Genomic DNA, 14,686 nt, shown 5'->3' on the forward strand with positions numbered 1-14,686 from the left:
AATGCCCTCCCTCAACAGCCTGAACTGCCGCCGCGAGCTGAAGATCGGCGACGCCACCTACCACTATTTCAGCCTGCCGGAAGCCGCGCAGCGCCTCGGCAACATCGACCGCCTGCCCAAATCGCTCAAGGTGCTGCTGGAAAACCTGCTGCGCAACGAAGACGGCCAGACCGTAATGCCGCAAGACCTGCAGGCCATGGTCGACTGGCTGGACAAGCGCGCCTCCGACCGCGAGATCCAGTACCGCCCGGCGCGCGTGCTGATGCAGGACTTCACCGGCGTACCGGCGGTGGTCGACCTGGCCGCCATGCGCGATGCCATGGCCAAGGCCGGCGGCGACCCACAACGAATCAACCCGCTGTCGCCGGTGGATCTGGTCATCGACCACTCGGTGATGGTCGACCGCTACGCCTCCTCCAGCGCCTTTGCCGACAACGTCGAGCTGGAAATGCAGCGCAACGGCGAGCGCTACGCCTTCCTCCGTTGGGGCCAACATGCCTTCGACAACTTCAGCGTGGTGCCACCGGGCACCGGCATCTGCCACCAGGTCAACTTGGAATACCTGGCGCGCACCGTGTGGACGAAGGAAGAGGACGGCATCACCCTCGCCTATCCGGACACATTGGTCGGCACCGACTCGCACACCACCATGATCAACGGCCTCGGCGTACTCGGCTGGGGCGTCGGCGGCATCGAGGCAGAAGCGGCGATGCTCGGCCAGCCAGTGTCGATGCTGATTCCCGAGGTGATCGGCTTCAAGCTCAGCGGCAAGCTGAAAGAAGGCATCACCGCCACCGACCTGGTGCTGACCGTCACCCAGATGCTGCGCAAGAAGGGCGTGGTGGGCAAATTCGTCGAATTCTACGGCGACGGCCTGGCCGACCTGCCGCTGGCCGACCGCGCCACCATCGCCAACATGGCCCCGGAATACGGCGCCACCTGCGGCTTCTTCCCGGTCGACGACATCACCCTCGGTTACCTGCGCCTGTCCGGCCGTCCGGACGCCACCGTGCAACTGGTCGAGGCCTACAGCAAGGCGCAGGGCCTGTGGCGCGAACCCGGCGACGAGCCGTTGTTCACCGACAGCCTGAGCCTGGACATGGGCAGCGTCGAAGCCAGCCTGGCCGGGCCCAAGCGCCCGCAAGATCGCGTCGCCCTCAGCCAGGTTCATCAGGCCTTCGACGACTTCGTCGGCCTGCAACTCAAGCCTGCGGCAAAGGAAGAAGGCCGCATGCTCAGCGAGGGCGGCGGCGGTACTGCCGTCGGTGGCGACCAGCAGAGCGGCGGTATCGACTACGAAGACGATGGCCACACTCATCGCCTGCAGGACGGCGCCGTGGTGATTGCCGCCATCACCTCTTGCACCAACACTTCCAACCCCAGCGTGATGATGGCCGCCGGCCTGCTGGCCAAGAAGGCGGTGGAAAAAGGCTTGCAACGCCAGCCCTGGGTGAAAAGTTCGCTGGCGCCCGGCTCCAAGGTGGTCACCGAATACTTCGACGCAGCTGGCCTGACGCCCTATCTGGAGAAACTCGGTTTCGACCTGGTGGGCTACGGCTGCACCACCTGCATCGGCAACTCCGGGCCGCTGCGCGAGCCCATCGAAAAGGCCATCGCCAAGGCCGACCTCACCGTCGCTTCGGTGCTCTCCGGTAACCGCAACTTCGAGGGCCGCGTGCACCCGCTGGTGAAAACCAACTGGCTGGCCTCGCCGCCGCTCGTGGTGGCCTATGCCCTGGCCGGCAGCGTACGCCTCGATCTGACCCGCGATGCCCTCGGCACCGGCAAGGACGGCCAGCCGGTGTATCTCAAGGACATCTGGCCGACTCAGGCCGAGATCGCCGACGCCATCGCCAAGGTCGATACCGCCATGTTCCGCAAGGAATACGCCGAAGTCTTCGCCGGCGACGAGAAATGGCAGGCCATCGCCGTGCCCAAGGCCGACACCTATGCCTGGCAAGGCGATTCCACCTATATCCAGCATCCGCCGTTCTTCGAGAACATCGCCGGTGACCCGCCGCGCATCACCGATATCCGCGAAGCGCGCATCCTCGCCCTGCTTGGCGACTCGGTGACCACCGACCACATCTCGCCAGCCGGCAACATCAAGGCCGACAGCCCCGCCGGGCGTTACCTGAGCGAACACGGCGTGGACAAGGCCGACTTCAACTCCTACGGCTCGCGCCGCGGTAACCATGAAGTGATGATGCGCGGCACCTTTGCCAACATCCGCATCCGCAACGAGATGCTCGGCGGCGAGGAAGGCGGCAACACCCTGCACGTACCCAGTGGGGAGAAGCTGGCGATCTACGACGCAGCCATGCGCTACCAGGCCGAAGGCACGCCACTGCTGATCATCGCCGGCAAGGAATACGGCACTGGCTCCAGCCGCGACTGGGCGGCCAAGGGCACCAACCTGCTGGGGGTCAAGGCGGTGATCGCCGAGAGCTTCGAGCGCATCCACCGCTCCAACCTGGTGGGCATGGGCGTGCTGCCGCTGCAGTTCAAGCCGGGCACCGACCGCAACAGCCTGAAACTCACCGGTAAGGAAGTGCTGGCCATCGAGGGTTTGGAAGGCGTGGAACTGCGCCCGCATATGCCGCTGACGCTGATCATCACCCGTGAAGACGGCCAGCAGGAGAAAGTCGAAGTGCTGTGCCGCATCGACACCCTGAACGAGGTCGAGTACTTCAAGGCCGGCGGCATCCTGCACTACGTGCTGCGCCAGATGATCGCCAGTTGATGCTCTACCCTGCCGCCACGCGGCAGGGGTACGCACCGTCGGGCCAGGGACGGCCGATGTCGCGACAAAAATGTGACGTCATTCAAAAAGCGATTACACTCGCGAAAACGGACTCTGCCCCTCAACTTTACCGTCAGGCGGTCGACTTAAAGGGGCATAACAACGACGGACACTTGCCATGCGTAACAACCAACCGGTCACCCAGCGCGAGAAGACCTTTCCATCGCAGCAACGCTTGATCTCCACCACCGACCTCAAGGGGCAGATCACCTACTGCAACGATGCTTTCGTCGAGATCAGCGGTTTCTCCCGTGAGGAACTGATTCGCGCACCGCACAACCTCGTCCGTCACCCCGACGTACCACCGGCCGTGTTCGACCATATGTGGACGACCCTGAAGAAGGGCCGCCCGTGGATGGGCATCGTCAAGAACCGTTGCAAGAACGGTGATCACTACTGGGTCAACGCCTACGTCACGCCCATCACCGAAGGCGACAAGGTGGTCGGCTACGAGTCCGTGCGGGTCAAACCGACCGCCGAGCAAGTGCGCCGCGCCGAAACGCTGTACGCCCGCATCAATGCCGGCAAATCCGCCATTCCGGCCAGCAACCAGTGGCTACCCATCGTCCAGGCCTGGATGCCCTTCATCCTGGTCAGCCAGATCGGCTTTCTCATCGGCCACTGGATGGGCAGCAACTGGGGCTTCATCCTCGCCGCCTGCCTCTCCGTGCCGCTCGGCCTGGCCGGCATCGCCTGGCAGACACGCGGCATCAAGCGCCTGTTGCGCATCGCCGAACAGACCACCTCCGATCCGCTGATCGCCCAGATGTACACCGACAGCCGCGGCGCCGAAGCGCGCCTGGAAATGGCCATGCTCAGCCAGGATGCGCGGCTGAAAACCTGCCTGACCCGCCTGCAGGACACCGCCGAGCAACTGACCCAGCAGGCCCGCGAAGCCGACAAGCTGGCGCACAACAGCTCAGCCGGCCTCGAACGCCAGCGCAGCGAGACCGAACAGGTCGCCACCGCCGTCAATGAAATGGCCGCTACCACCCTGGAAGTGGCCAGCAACGTCGCCCGTACCGCCATCGCCACCCAGGAGGCCAACCGCCTGACTGGCGAAGGCCGCTCCATCGCCGCCGAAACCCGCGAAGCCATCCAGCGCTTGTCGCAATCGGTGGGCGATACCGGTGAAACCGTCACCCGCCTGGCCCAGGACAGCAACGAAATCGGCGGCGTGGTCGACGTGATCAAAGGTATCGCCGACCAGACCAACCTGCTCGCCCTCAACGCCGCCATCGAAGCCGCACGCGCTGGCGAAATGGGCCGTGGCTTCGCCGTAGTGGCCGATGAAGTACGCTCGCTGGCCCAGCGCACCGCCGAATCCACCGAACAGATCCACGGCCTGATCGCCAAACTGCAACGCACCGCAGAAGAAGCGGTGATGACCATGGAAATCGGCCGCAAACAGGCCGACGAAGGCGTCGAACGAGTACTGAAAGCCGACCAGGCCCTGGCCGGCATCAGCGACGCCGTGGCCAACATCACCGACATGGCCAACCAGATCGCCGCCGCCGCCGAGGAGCAGAGCGCCGTGGCCGACGAGATCAACCAGAACATCACCACCATCGCCCAACTGGCCGACCAGACGGCAGGCGAAGCGCAGAACACCGCCAAACTCAGCCAGGCCCTGACCGGGACGGCGCAGGGGCAATATGCACTGGTGGAGCGGTTTAACCGCTGAAACGAAAGGCGCGGCGGTTAAACCGCTGCGCCTTCCTCTCCCCACTCTGCTTCTGTAGGAGCGAGCTTCCCTACTCTCTTCCAAACTTACCCCGCTTTTGCGTAACTGCCACTTGCCAGCAGTTATCCGACATGGTGTATAACCTGCAAAACACAGCGCCGCCTCACTGCAGTCTGCGAGCTAGTGAACATTCTTGAACATGGCCAGCTATCTACCCCAAATTACCATCTAGGTCATGCGCCATCAGGCATCTATTTATAGTTAGCCTCACGAGTTAGAGATCGAACATGGAAGAAACCTGGGCATCTGGCTCATTAGAATTATTGAGGCATGCTGATTCGCACATTCAGCTTGACACTGCTTTTGATAGCAGAATTGCCTTCATCAGCATTGACAACTCAGTTGAGACCTCTATCAGAACCTTCCTATCTCTCCCTGAAAAAATATCGGGCGTAAAATTTCAACGAAGGGAAGTAGAGGAAGCCGGAAATAGCTTTCCCAAAATGGTTGACCTTCTTTTTAGTAAAGCACGACCAAAACTTACTGGCCTAGATGATGGTGATATTGAGCACTACCACCGCATCAGAAATCAGTTGTATCACAACGGAACTGGCTTAGGCGTGGATCGTCGATATTTGGATGCTTACAGACAAATAGCAGCTGTTCTACTGAATAATCTTTTTGGCGTTAAGACCAACCCGAAAAGCTCAGAGACCACACTAGAAAATCTTATATTTTTATTTAACGAAGTGGAGACATTGATTCGCAAGGCACTCGATGACTCAGGCATTGAAACAGGCCATACATTCAAATGGGAAATAGCAATGCGCGAGGGGATATTAAAAATAGAAGATATCAATCAGCTTACTGAATTACGCACAATTCGAAACAACCAAGTACATTCCACAGCCGAGAATATCGATAAAAAGCGCATCAAACTCGGCATCGAAATTGCTGAGACATTAATCAAAAAACTGAAACCCTAACAAGGTATTACACCGAGCAAGCAGAAAAATTGGGACAGATTTATTTATATCACAGCGCCACTAGCCCAAAAATAAACCTGCTCCCTTTTCCACTCTACAAATATCAGCCACCATGCAATTTCAAAGCCCAGCCGGGATAATAACCCTGCTAAACGAGCCTTCCTATTCGTTCGGCTCTACCGACAATCATCGACAATACCCTATCGAGCAGCTACTTATCTCCTCTCACTCGCCGAATTCTATTCACGGGATTTTGTTAAACGACCGACCACTTATAGTCCTTGGCGATTCAGGCGGATGCACTGGAATTCATGAGCACTCGCTTATGCTGCATAACGAAGCTGTCTACGTGGCAGTTGGCCGTCACGTGGTCAAGCTAATTTTGCGCCCCTTCTCTGTTGCATGGGCCTTGCAGGTAGACGATGCGACTTGCTTCGGCGTATACATCAACGTGGAGCGCAATGCGTTAATGTCGCATGGAGAGATGACTGTATGTCGATTCTCTGAAACCGGTGCAGTCATCTGGTCAACTCACGGCGCCGATATTTTTAGCGAGGGATTTTCATTACACCCTGAGTACGTTCAAGTAATAGACTTCAACCATAACAGCTACAAATTTAGCTATGACCATGGCGATTCATGCTTCTAAGCAATAATTGACTCATAGCATTCACCTAGCGCCTCATGATCGGCTCTACCCGCCTACAACTCAATCACCTGGTGAGAACCCCAGTGCCCTTCCCAACAGAAGAACACCAAGCCCTTTTAAACATTAAAGGCGTAGGCCCAACTGTCGTGCAACGGCTCGAACAGATCGGCATCAACTCGCTTCAGGAATTGGCCGAAGCCAGTGTCAGCGATATTGTCGCTGCGGTAGCCGCTCAGCTTGGCTCGACCTGCTGGAAAAACAGCCCGCAAGCACGTACGGCTATTCAGGCCGCTATCGACCTGGCCAAATCACGTCAGTAATTCCCATTTTTTCATTGCCAAGGAACCCGGCATGCCCGCTCACGAAAAGATCAACTACGTCGAATACCCCACCCGCGACCTGCCCGCCACCAAGGCCTTCTTCCAGGCCGCTTTCGGCTGGCGCTTCACGGACTACGGCCCTGATTACGCCGCCTTTGCCGACGAGGGCCTGGATGGTGGGTTCTTCAGTGCCGAGATGTCCGCGCGCAGCGACAACGGCAGCGCGCTGATCGTGTTCTACAGCGCGCAATTGGAAGACACCCTGGCCAAGGTAGAGGCGGCGGGTGGGGCGATCATCAAACCGATCTTCGCCTTCCCCGGCGGCCGGCGCTTTCACTTCGTCGAGCCGGGCGGCAACGAGTTTGCCGTGTGGTCGGAGCCGGCCGCGAATTAAGCGCGCAGCTGTATCTGTCGATGCATCCGCCGCCGATGCATGCTGTTGCCTTTCATGGCTGAGGAGAGGCGATCATGCAACGCAGCGAACACGTGCAGCAGATGGCGGCTTATAACGCCTGGATGAACGAGCGGCTGTACGAAGCTGCGCGCAGTCTTCCCGACGCGGAGCTGGCGGCTCAGCGCGGCGCCTTCTTTGGTTCGATCTTGGGTACGCTCAACCATCTGGTCGTCGCCGACCGTATCTGGCTCGGGCGTTATGCCCGGCATCCCGCCTGCACAGAGGTGCTGGCGCCAATCGAACGGATCACGCCCGCTGCGCGTCTGGATCAGCCCATGGCCGACGACATTCGCGCGCTGGGCACATTGCGCGCGGGGCTGGACGAACTGATCACACGGCTGGCGCAACACCTGACCGAGGCCGACCTGGACAGCACACTCGCCTACCACAACACCAAGGGCATCGCCGCGCAGAAGAACTTCTTCGCCCTGCTGATGCATCTGTTCAACCACCAGACGCACCATCGCGGGCAAGCCACGACCCTGTTGCGGCAGGCGGGCGTGGATGTGGGCGTGACCGATCTGCTGGCGCTGATAGCGGACGCGCCCTGAGTCTTCAGGCCTGCTGCTTCGCCGCCATGGTGGCGATCAGGCTGCCGGGTGGCGGGCGCTTGCGGAAGTAACCGTCCACCCCGGCGAAGATGGCGTCAGCCAGGTTGCGCTGGTGACGGGCGTCATGCAGGCGCTGGCAGTCGCCGGTATTGGAGATGAAGCCGGTTTCCACCAGGATCGATGGCACCGCAGCAGACTTGAGCACGGCAAAGCCGGCCTGCTCGACCCGCGATTGATGCACGCCCGCAACCGAGCCCAGCCGCTGCAACACCTGATGCCCCAGATCCAGGCTGGTGGAAATGGTGGCGGTCATGGACATGTCCAGCAGTACGCCGGCCAGCATCGGGGCGCTCTGTTGCATCGCCGCCGGCAAGCCGCCACCGATGAAGTCGGCCTCGTTCTCGCGCTGGGCGATCCAGCGCGCCATCGACGAGGTCGCGCCTCGCTCGGACAGGGCGAACACCGAAGCACCGGAGGCGGTACGCCGTGGCGCGGCATCGGCGTGTACCGAGACGAACAGGTCGGCGTTGAGGCGCTGTGCCAGTTCGGCCCGCTTGCGCAGCGGGATGAACACGTCGCTACTGCGCGTCAGGCGCGCCTTGTAGCCCTTCTGTGCGTTGATTTTCCGAGCCAGCAGGGTGGCGATCTGCAGGGCGACGATCTTCTCCTGCTCACCCTTGGCACCAAGCGCCCCGGGGTCTTTGCCGCCATGGCCGGGGTCGATCACGATCAACAGGTCGCGATCAGTCGGCCGCCCCGCCGGCTGCGTCTGGCTGGCAACGGTCGGGCGCTGGCCGACCACCGGCGTCGATGCAGGCAATTGCAGTTGCAGAGTCGAACCGAGATTCTGCAGCGGCGGGATTGCCGCAAGGGCCTTGGCATCGATCAGATCCAGCACGATGCGCAGATCACCACCAGGCGTCAGCCCGCTGCGCAACGCGGTGATCGGCGTGCCGGCAAGAGGCAGACCATCGAGCGATGCGGCCAGCGTGGCGTTGTGCAGGTCGATCACCAGCCGCGGTGGCGCGTCGAGGCTGAAGCTGTTGGCCTTGACCGGCCCGGAGAGTTCGAGTTGCAGAAGGGTTTTGCCGCCCGCCTGTTGAATCCCGATACGGCGCACGGCCTGGGCGGCCTGAGCGCGGAGCGAGACCGGCAAGGCCAGGCCGGCGAGTAGCAGTTGCAGCAGTTTTCGTCTGTCCATGCAGGTTTCACAGCCTGAATGTGCGGGTGATCAGGGCTTCCCTACTCGGGCCGGGACGGTGACCGAGGAAGCGCCTTCGCAAAAACGCAACTTTATAACATCGTTATCAAAAACGATACGCTCAAGCTGAACGTATGCCAAACTAGCTTAAGCCTTTGAAAAGAAACACTATTAACCCGAATACTCAGAGCCCGGCCAGATTCAGCCAATGCGCATAGAAGCCTTCGGCCACCTGATTCAGCGCTTTCACCTTCTGCGCCAGGTGCACGCGCATTTGTTCGAGGCTCTGCTGGCTGGGCTGACTCGGGTCGAGGAGGTGCGACCAGTCCGTCAGCCATTGTTCGATCAGGGCTTCGGTCATCTCCGGGTGGCCTTGCAAGGCCAGTACCCTGTCACCCCAGGCAATGGCCTGGTTGGCGCACCAGCGGCTGGAGAGCAGCGGTTGCGCGCCCTCCGGAAGGGCGAAGGTGTCGCCATGCCATTGAAAGATTTCCACCTGCTCCGGCAGATGCGCGAGCCAAGGGCTGGACGCTGCATCGGGCAGACGCTGCAGGGGCTGCCAGCCGGATTCGGTGTAAGGCATGCGCGTGACCGGCGCCCCCAATGCACGCGCCAGCAACTGACCGCCCAGGCAATGACCGATGACAGGCACGTCGCGGGCAATCAACTGACGCAGCGCCTCGATTTCATCGGCGATCCACGGCAGCGGGTCGTTGACGCTCATCGGCCCGCCCATCACGGCGACAGCCTTGGGCCGTTGCAGGTCATAGCCCTGCAGCTCGCCGAGATCGACGCGCAGCACGTCATGGGGGATGCCACGGCGATGCAGCACCTCGGCCAGGTGCGCCGGAGGGCAGTAATCGATATGGGTGAGGATGAGAACATCAGACATGCCGCGCAGTGTGCGCGATGGCGAGGGGACAAGTCGAGCGCGCGAATCGGCCAGCAAAGGCCGATCCGCACAACTATCGCTATCTTGCTGGCTGCTGTAGATCCGACTTGCTGGGCCGAATCTCCTGAGTGACACCCCAACCGTCGAGCATGCCCCCCAGCGGGGCGACGATGGACTCCAGGTTCTGCTCGAACGCGCCGATACCGGCCTGGGTGGCGTACATCACTTTACTGATCTGCAGGTGCCAGATCCCGTCCTCGCGGGGCGTGACCTGAGCGTTGAGCGATTCGCCGCGAAACTGCCCGGCTACCATCCGTGCCCGCTCCTCATCGGGGAAGATGGCGTAGAACTCGATGGGGTGAAACTGGGCGAAATCGAAACCGCCCTCCTTCATCCGGCGCAGCACCGAGGTGCTGGCATCTTCATGCAAGGCTGTGCTCATGAAACGACTCCTCTCAGGCGATGGATGGATGTTCCCATTGCAACCGCTCGAACCGAGCGGTGGCGCGGCTGCCAGAGGCGCCGCCCCGAGGATCAAGCTGAACTTGAAGTGTGTTCCGAAGCGCAACGACGACCGCCCGGCGAAAATGCCGGACGGTCATCTACAGACTAGACGCTGCCAGTGAAGTTCGTCCACTCACACCACACAAGAGGCCGGCTGACGTCAGGGTCGACTCAGCCAGGCCATCATTGTGCGGGTAATCGCCGCCGGGGTGATCTGCCCGAGCGCATGGAGCAGGCCGAACTGCACACCGACGGTACGGTGTACGCGATGGTTCTGTACCTGCTGCCAGGCAGCCTCGGCGATATGCTCGGCCTGCAGGCGCACGCCCATGCGCCGAATGATCGGTGGACGCTGGCTTTGGCTGGCAACCATCGGCGTATCGACGAACGGCGGCATCAGATCGCCGACGCGAATGCCGTGAGCGCGCCACTCCAGCTCCAGCGCCTCGGTAAGCCCGCGCACGGCGAACTTGCTGGCCGAATAGCTGGCCATCAACGGTACGCCGTACAGCCCAGAGGCCGAGCCCATGTTGATGACCTGTGCGCCCTGCGCGGCCTTCAGGTAGGGAAAGGCCGCATGGATCAGGTTGAGCAGGCCCAGCACGTTGATCTGCAGCAGGCGCTGGTGTTCTGCCAGGTCGATGCTCTCGAACGCGCCGGTACGCAGGATGCCGGCACCGTTGAACAGTACGCGCAGCCGCCCGTCATGCAACTGGCAGAACGAGGCCAGCGCCTGTCCGACCGCCTGGGCATCAGTGACGTCCAGCACCCGACACCAGACGCCGCCCAGCTCGTCGGCCAGGCGGCCCAGCGCTACGCCATCCATGTCCAGCAGACCGACCTGCCAGCCACGCGCATGAAACAGCCGAGCCGTCGCTGCACCGATACCGGAGGCCGCTCCGGTGATAAGTATATTGTTCATGGCCAACCCCGTTCGTGGAGAAAGTCGACAGCCCGGCCAATGGCCTGATCAGCCGCCTGTAGCAACCCGACATGAGCCTGAAAGACGTGCCATAGCTGCGGGTAGCGCTCCAGACGCACCTCGACGCCAACAGCATGAGCGCTGGCGGCGAGGCGCAGGCTGTCGTTGCACAGCACCTCGTCTTCGCCCACCTGCAGCAGGGTCGGCGGCAAATCGCGCAGATCGGCATAGAGCGGCGATAACGCCGGATCGCCAGGCCTGGTGCCCTTGGGTACGTAGAGAGCGACGGCCTGTTCGAGCCAGCGCGGATGGATCAGCGGGTCGCCGGCAGCCGGCTGGTGCAATTGCCCGCAACCAAGGTCGGTAAAGGGCGAAAAGCACAGCAGCGCAGCCGGTGCCGGCAGGCCCAGTTCGCGGGCTCGCAGACACGCGATCAGGCACAGATTGCCGCCGGCCGAGTCTCCGGCGAAGGCAATCTGCTGCGCGGTATAACCAGCGTCGAGCAGAGCGCGATAGGCCGCCACGGCATCGTCGCGCGCAGCCGGAAAGGGATGTTCCGGTGCCAGGCGATAATCCAGCGCGCAGACCGCGAAGCCGCCGCGACTGGCCAGATGCGCGCAGATGGCGCGATGGGTGTTCGCCCCGCCGATCATGAAGGCGCCACCGTGCAGGTACAGTACCACCCGGTCGTTGCCGGCTGGCGGGCGATGCCATTCGCAGGGCCGTCCAGCCAGGACTTCGGCCGTGCGCTGCACCTTGCCGGGCAGCAGCGTGGCGAACGTGAGCAGGCGCAAGACCAGACGCTGCCCGGCAACCGGCATGGGCGGACGCACCAGGCCACGAAACAGCAGACGCAGCAAACCGCGCAGCACCAGACGCATCACCTTCTGCCCCGGCACGGGCGCGACGAACTCAGCGAACGCAGTCATAGTCGGTCATCTCCGGCATGCGAGTCTGCTGGCGATAGGTGAAGGTGTACCCTGGCCAGTTGTTGGTGTGCTTGCCGGCCGCCGTCTGGTACCAGCTGTGGCAGCCCTGCGCCCAGATGGTGCGCTGCGTTTCGGCCTGCAGATGCTGGTTGTAGCGCCGCTGCGCAGCCGGCTTGAGGTCGAGGTAGCGCAGCCCCTGCCCGCTTAGCGCCCGCAGGCAGCCCAGCACATAGGCGAACTGGCTTTCCAGCATGTACAGAATCGAGTTGTGACCGAGGTTGGTGTTCGGCCCATAGAGCAGGAACAGGTTGGGAAAACCACTGACGCTGATGCCCTTGTAGGCCTCTGCGCCGTCCTGCCACGCCTGGTTCAGTTCCAGGCCATCGAGGCCACGAATACGCATCGGCGCGAGGAAATCGCTGGCAGTGAAGCCGGTGCCGTAGATCAGCACGTCGCACGGGTGCTCACGGCCGTCGGCGGTCACCAGGGCGTGCTCGCGCACCTCGCGAATCGCCGTGTCGACGATCTCGACGTTGCCCTGTGCCAGCGCCGGAAAATAATCGTTGCTGATCAGAATGCGCTTGCAGCCCATGGGGTAATCCGGCTGCAAGCGGGCGCGCTTGGCGGCATCGGGCATCTGCCGCTGCAGGTGATCGGTGAAGCGCCCACGCATCAGGCGCAGCAGCCAAGGCCACTGCACGAAGGCCACTGCACGCGCTTCATGATGCAGATACTGCAGCAGGCGCACGCCGCGCTGCAGCCAGGGCAAGCGGCGCATCAGCGCGATTTCCCAGGCGTGATAGGCGCGATCCGGCTTGGCCAGCACATAAGCCGCCGACCGCTGGAACAGGCTCAGGCTGGCCACCTTGGGCTGGATCTGCGGCACGAACTGGATCGCCGAAGCACCGGTACCAATCACTGCCACGCGCTTGCCGGTCAGGTCGAGGTCATGGCGCCAACGCGCCGAGTGGAAAGCCTCACCTAGAAAGCGCTCCAAGCTAGGCAATTTCGGGTAGGCCGGCCGATTGAGCTGGCCGCAGGCACTGACCAGCGCCTGTGCCTCGATTACCTCGCCACCCGCCAGCTCGACACGCCAGAGGCCACGCTCAGCATCGAATTCGGCGCCGAGCACTTCGCTGTTCAGGCGGATATGCGGGCGCAGCCGATGCTTCTCCACGCACTGCAGGATATAGGCGTGGATTTCCGCCTGCGGCGCGAACTTGCGCGACCAGTCGTGCTTGGGCTCGAAAGAGAACGAATACAGGTACGAAGGCACATCGCAGGCAGCGCCCGGATAACTGTTGTCGCGCCAGGTGCCGCCGACCTCGCCGGCCTTTTCCAGCACCAGGAAATCGTCCTCACCGGCCATGCGCAACTGCATGGCCAGGCCTAGACCGGCAAAACCGCTGCCGATGATCAACACGCGCCAAGGCGCGTTCGTACGGGGATTGTTATGCATTGTAGTAACCCGTTTATGGTGACGAGCCGATGCTACTTGCGCCTCCGCGCTCAAGTTATGGCATAGTCGGCCAGGATATTGTGATTTTCGGACAATCTATGTCAGCCCCCTGGCCCGCCCGACGCAGCATTATCAGCATCCAGTTGCTCACCCAACTGGGGCTCGATCTTGGCCTGAGCCTGGATCGCTGCCTGCATGAAACGGGGCTCAGCCCGGTGCAGTTGGCCAGTTTGAATGGGGAGATCGAAGCGCACCGCGAACTGCAACTGATCGCCAACCTGATCGAGGCGCTACCCGCAGTCGCAGACCTGGGCCTGCAGGCCGGCCGACGCTACCACCTGACCACCTATGGCGCCTGGGGTTACGCCATTCTCAGCAGCGCCACGGTGCGCCAGGCCGCCGAGCTGGGCTTGCGTTATCACGGCCTGACCTATGCCTTCACCCGCATCAGCCTGAGCGTGGATGATGCCGTGGCCAGCCTGAGTTTCGACGACAGCGCCCTGCCCCCGGCGCTGCATGATTTCATCGTGCAGCGCGACATGCTCGGTGCCCTGGTGGTCGTGCGTGAATTGCTCGGCAGCTCGCTGCAATTGCTGACCGTGGAACTGCGCCAAACGGCGCCGGCTGATATGGCACCGTTCATTGCCGCCTTCGGTCAGGCGCCGCGCTTCGGTGCACCTTGCAATCGCATGGGCTTCGCCGCCGAGCTGCTGGACGCCCCACTGCCACGGGCCAACCCACAACTGGTCAGCGCCTGCGAGCAACAATGCCAGGCCTTGCTGGCGCGCCATCAATGGCATCAGGGCCTGGCCGGGCGCGTGCGCCAGTTGCTGTTGCAGTCGCCGGGGCAGATCGCCGATATGGAGCAGGTCGCGGAGCGTCTGCACCTGAGCAGCCGTACTCTGAGGCGCCGCCTGATCGACGAAGGCACCAGCTTTCGCGCCCTGCAGGATGAAGTGCGCCAGGCACTGGCCGAAGAGCTGCTGGCAGGTGGCGGCCTGAGCCTGGAGGAAATTGCCGAACGCCTGGGTTATGGCGAGCTGTCGAACTTCATCCACGCCTTCAAGCGCTGGAAAGGCATGACGCCGGGGCGTTATCAACGGGGGGCGATGGTGTAACCGTAAGCGCTGGTGGACTGTTCGCTACGCTCCTGAGTCCACCCTACGAGCTGGCGCTACGAATGATCGGCATTCAGATCCACCCTATGCTGGAAAGGTATGACGCCGGGGACTTAGATGTAGGGCGTACTCGCGAAGCAGTACGCCATCATGGAGTGGTCGCGGGCCTGCCGAGATTTGAAAGTCATCTTCACGCTGACAAGCCGCAAGCACC

General features: G+C 62.0%; 14 protein-coding genes. 8 read left to right on the forward strand and 6 right to left on the reverse strand.

Features of this window, described 5'->3' with window-relative positions; genetic code table 11:
* Position 1: 1 nt before the first annotated feature.
* The 7 genes from acnA (at position 2) to VC352_RS07865 (ending at position 7,447) form a co-directional block, all read left to right on the forward strand.
* Entirely contained in the window at positions 2–2,743 is a 2,742-nt protein-coding gene (gene acnA, locus VC352_RS07835; RefSeq protein WP_322979020.1) for an aconitate hydratase AcnA, read from the forward strand.
* Between the two features lie 178 nt (positions 2,744–2,921).
* The gene (locus VC352_RS07840; protein WP_322979021.1) at positions 2,922–4,487 is read left to right on the forward strand and encodes a PAS domain-containing methyl-accepting chemotaxis protein; all 1,566 of its coding nucleotides are present in this window, start codon (positions 2,922–2,924) and stop codon (positions 4,485–4,487) included.
* A gap of 287 nt (positions 4,488–4,774) precedes the next feature.
* Positions 4,775–5,473, forward strand: a complete 699-nt coding sequence (locus VC352_RS07845; RefSeq protein WP_322979022.1) for a hypothetical protein — start codon at positions 4,775–4,777, stop codon at positions 5,471–5,473.
* A gap of 325 nt (positions 5,474–5,798) precedes the next feature.
* Positions 5,799–6,122, forward strand: coding sequence for a hypothetical protein (locus VC352_RS07850; RefSeq protein WP_322979023.1), 324 nt, complete (start codon positions 5,799–5,801; stop codon positions 6,120–6,122).
* An 83-nt stretch (positions 6,123–6,205) separates the two neighbouring features.
* Positions 6,206–6,442: a helix-hairpin-helix domain-containing protein gene (locus VC352_RS07855; protein WP_322979330.1), complete on the forward strand. Its 237-nt coding sequence runs from the start codon at positions 6,206–6,208 to the stop codon at positions 6,440–6,442.
* 31 nt (positions 6,443–6,473) lie between these two features.
* Complete coding sequence (locus tag VC352_RS07860) at positions 6,474–6,836, forward strand: VOC family protein (RefSeq protein WP_322979024.1); 363 nt, start codon at positions 6,474–6,476, stop codon at positions 6,834–6,836.
* A 74-nt stretch (positions 6,837–6,910) separates the two neighbouring features.
* Positions 6,911–7,447, forward strand: coding sequence for a DinB family protein (locus VC352_RS07865; RefSeq protein ID WP_322979025.1), 537 nt, complete (start codon positions 6,911–6,913; stop codon positions 7,445–7,447).
* 4 nt (positions 7,448–7,451) lie between these two features.
* Here the strand turns inward: VC352_RS07865 and VC352_RS07870 are convergent, their stop codons facing one another.
* The 6 genes from VC352_RS07870 to VC352_RS07895 all read right to left on the reverse strand — a co-directional run bounded on the left by VC352_RS07870 (position 7,452) and on the right by VC352_RS07895 (position 13,354).
* Entirely contained in the window at positions 7,452–8,648 is a 1,197-nt protein-coding gene (locus VC352_RS07870) for an N-acetylmuramoyl-L-alanine amidase (RefSeq protein WP_322979026.1), read from the reverse strand.
* Between the two features lie 184 nt (positions 8,649–8,832).
* A complete protein-coding gene (locus VC352_RS07875; RefSeq protein WP_322979027.1) occupies positions 8,833–9,540 on the reverse strand; it encodes a type 1 glutamine amidotransferase in 708 nt (235 codons plus the stop codon).
* Between the two features lie 79 nt (positions 9,541–9,619).
* Positions 9,620–9,982, reverse strand: coding sequence for a ribonuclease E inhibitor RraB (locus tag VC352_RS07880; RefSeq protein WP_322979028.1), 363 nt, complete (start codon positions 9,980–9,982; stop codon positions 9,620–9,622).
* Between the two features lie 222 nt (positions 9,983–10,204).
* Positions 10,205–10,966: an SDR family oxidoreductase gene (locus tag VC352_RS07885; RefSeq protein ID WP_322979029.1), complete on the reverse strand. Its 762-nt coding sequence runs from the start codon at positions 10,964–10,966 to the stop codon at positions 10,205–10,207.
* On the reverse strand, positions 10,963–11,895 hold the full coding sequence (locus tag VC352_RS07890; RefSeq protein WP_322979030.1) for an alpha/beta hydrolase: 933 nt from the start codon (positions 11,893–11,895) through the stop codon (positions 10,963–10,965). Before VC352_RS07890 ends, VC352_RS07885 begins: the two co-directional genes overlap by 4 nt.
* The gene (locus VC352_RS07895; protein ID WP_322979031.1) at positions 11,879–13,354 is read right to left on the reverse strand and encodes an NAD(P)/FAD-dependent oxidoreductase; all 1,476 of its coding nucleotides are present in this window, start codon (positions 13,352–13,354) and stop codon (positions 11,879–11,881) included. The genes VC352_RS07890 and VC352_RS07895 overlap by 17 nt, the downstream gene beginning before the upstream one ends.
* Positions 13,355–13,452: 98 nt before the next feature.
* On the opposite strand from VC352_RS07895, the gene VC352_RS07900 reads away from it, so the two are divergent.
* Positions 13,453–14,472, forward strand: coding sequence for an AraC family transcriptional regulator (locus VC352_RS07900; RefSeq protein WP_322979032.1), 1,020 nt, complete (start codon positions 13,453–13,455; stop codon positions 14,470–14,472).
* The last annotated feature ends 214 nt before the right edge of the window (positions 14,473–14,686 follow it).

The sequence above is a fragment of the Pseudomonas sp. C11 genome (assembly GCF_034683865.1).
GTDB lineage: Bacteria > Pseudomonadota > Gammaproteobacteria > Pseudomonadales > Pseudomonadaceae > Aquipseudomonas.

Excerpts from the sequence above, each read along its gene's own strand:
- acnA (WP_322979020.1), top strand. The coding sequence starts at position 2 with ATGCCCTCCCTCAACAGCCTGAACTGCCGCCGCGAGCTGAAGATCGGC.
- VC352_RS07840 (WP_322979021.1), top strand. The coding sequence starts at position 2,922 with ATGCGTAACAACCAACCGGTCACCCAGCGCGAGAAGACCTTTCCATCG.
- VC352_RS07845 (WP_322979022.1), top strand. The coding sequence starts at position 4,775 with ATGGAAGAAACCTGGGCATCTGGCTCATTAGAATTATTGAGGCATGCT.
- VC352_RS07850 (WP_322979023.1), top strand. The coding sequence starts at position 5,799 with ATGCTGCATAACGAAGCTGTCTACGTGGCAGTTGGCCGTCACGTGGTC.
- VC352_RS07860 (WP_322979024.1), top strand. The coding sequence starts at position 6,474 with ATGCCCGCTCACGAAAAGATCAACTACGTCGAATACCCCACCCGCGAC.
- VC352_RS07865 (WP_322979025.1), top strand. The coding sequence starts at position 6,911 with ATGCAACGCAGCGAACACGTGCAGCAGATGGCGGCTTATAACGCCTGG.
- VC352_RS07870 (WP_322979026.1), bottom strand. The coding sequence starts at position 8,648 with ATGGACAGACGAAAACTGCTGCAACTGCTACTCGCCGGCCTGGCCTTG.
- VC352_RS07875 (WP_322979027.1), bottom strand. The coding sequence starts at position 9,540 with ATGTCTGATGTTCTCATCCTCACCCATATCGATTACTGCCCTCCGGCG.
- VC352_RS07880 (WP_322979028.1), bottom strand. The coding sequence starts at position 9,982 with ATGAGCACAGCCTTGCATGAAGATGCCAGCACCTCGGTGCTGCGCCGG.
- VC352_RS07885 (WP_322979029.1), bottom strand. The coding sequence starts at position 10,966 with ATGAACAATATACTTATCACCGGAGCGGCCTCCGGTATCGGTGCAGCG.
- VC352_RS07890 (WP_322979030.1), bottom strand. The coding sequence starts at position 11,895 with ATGACTGCGTTCGCTGAGTTCGTCGCGCCCGTGCCGGGGCAGAAGGTG.
- VC352_RS07895 (WP_322979031.1), bottom strand. The coding sequence starts at position 13,354 with ATGCATAACAATCCCCGTACGAACGCGCCTTGGCGCGTGTTGATCATC.
- VC352_RS07900 (WP_322979032.1), top strand. The coding sequence starts at position 13,453 with ATGTCAGCCCCCTGGCCCGCCCGACGCAGCATTATCAGCATCCAGTTG.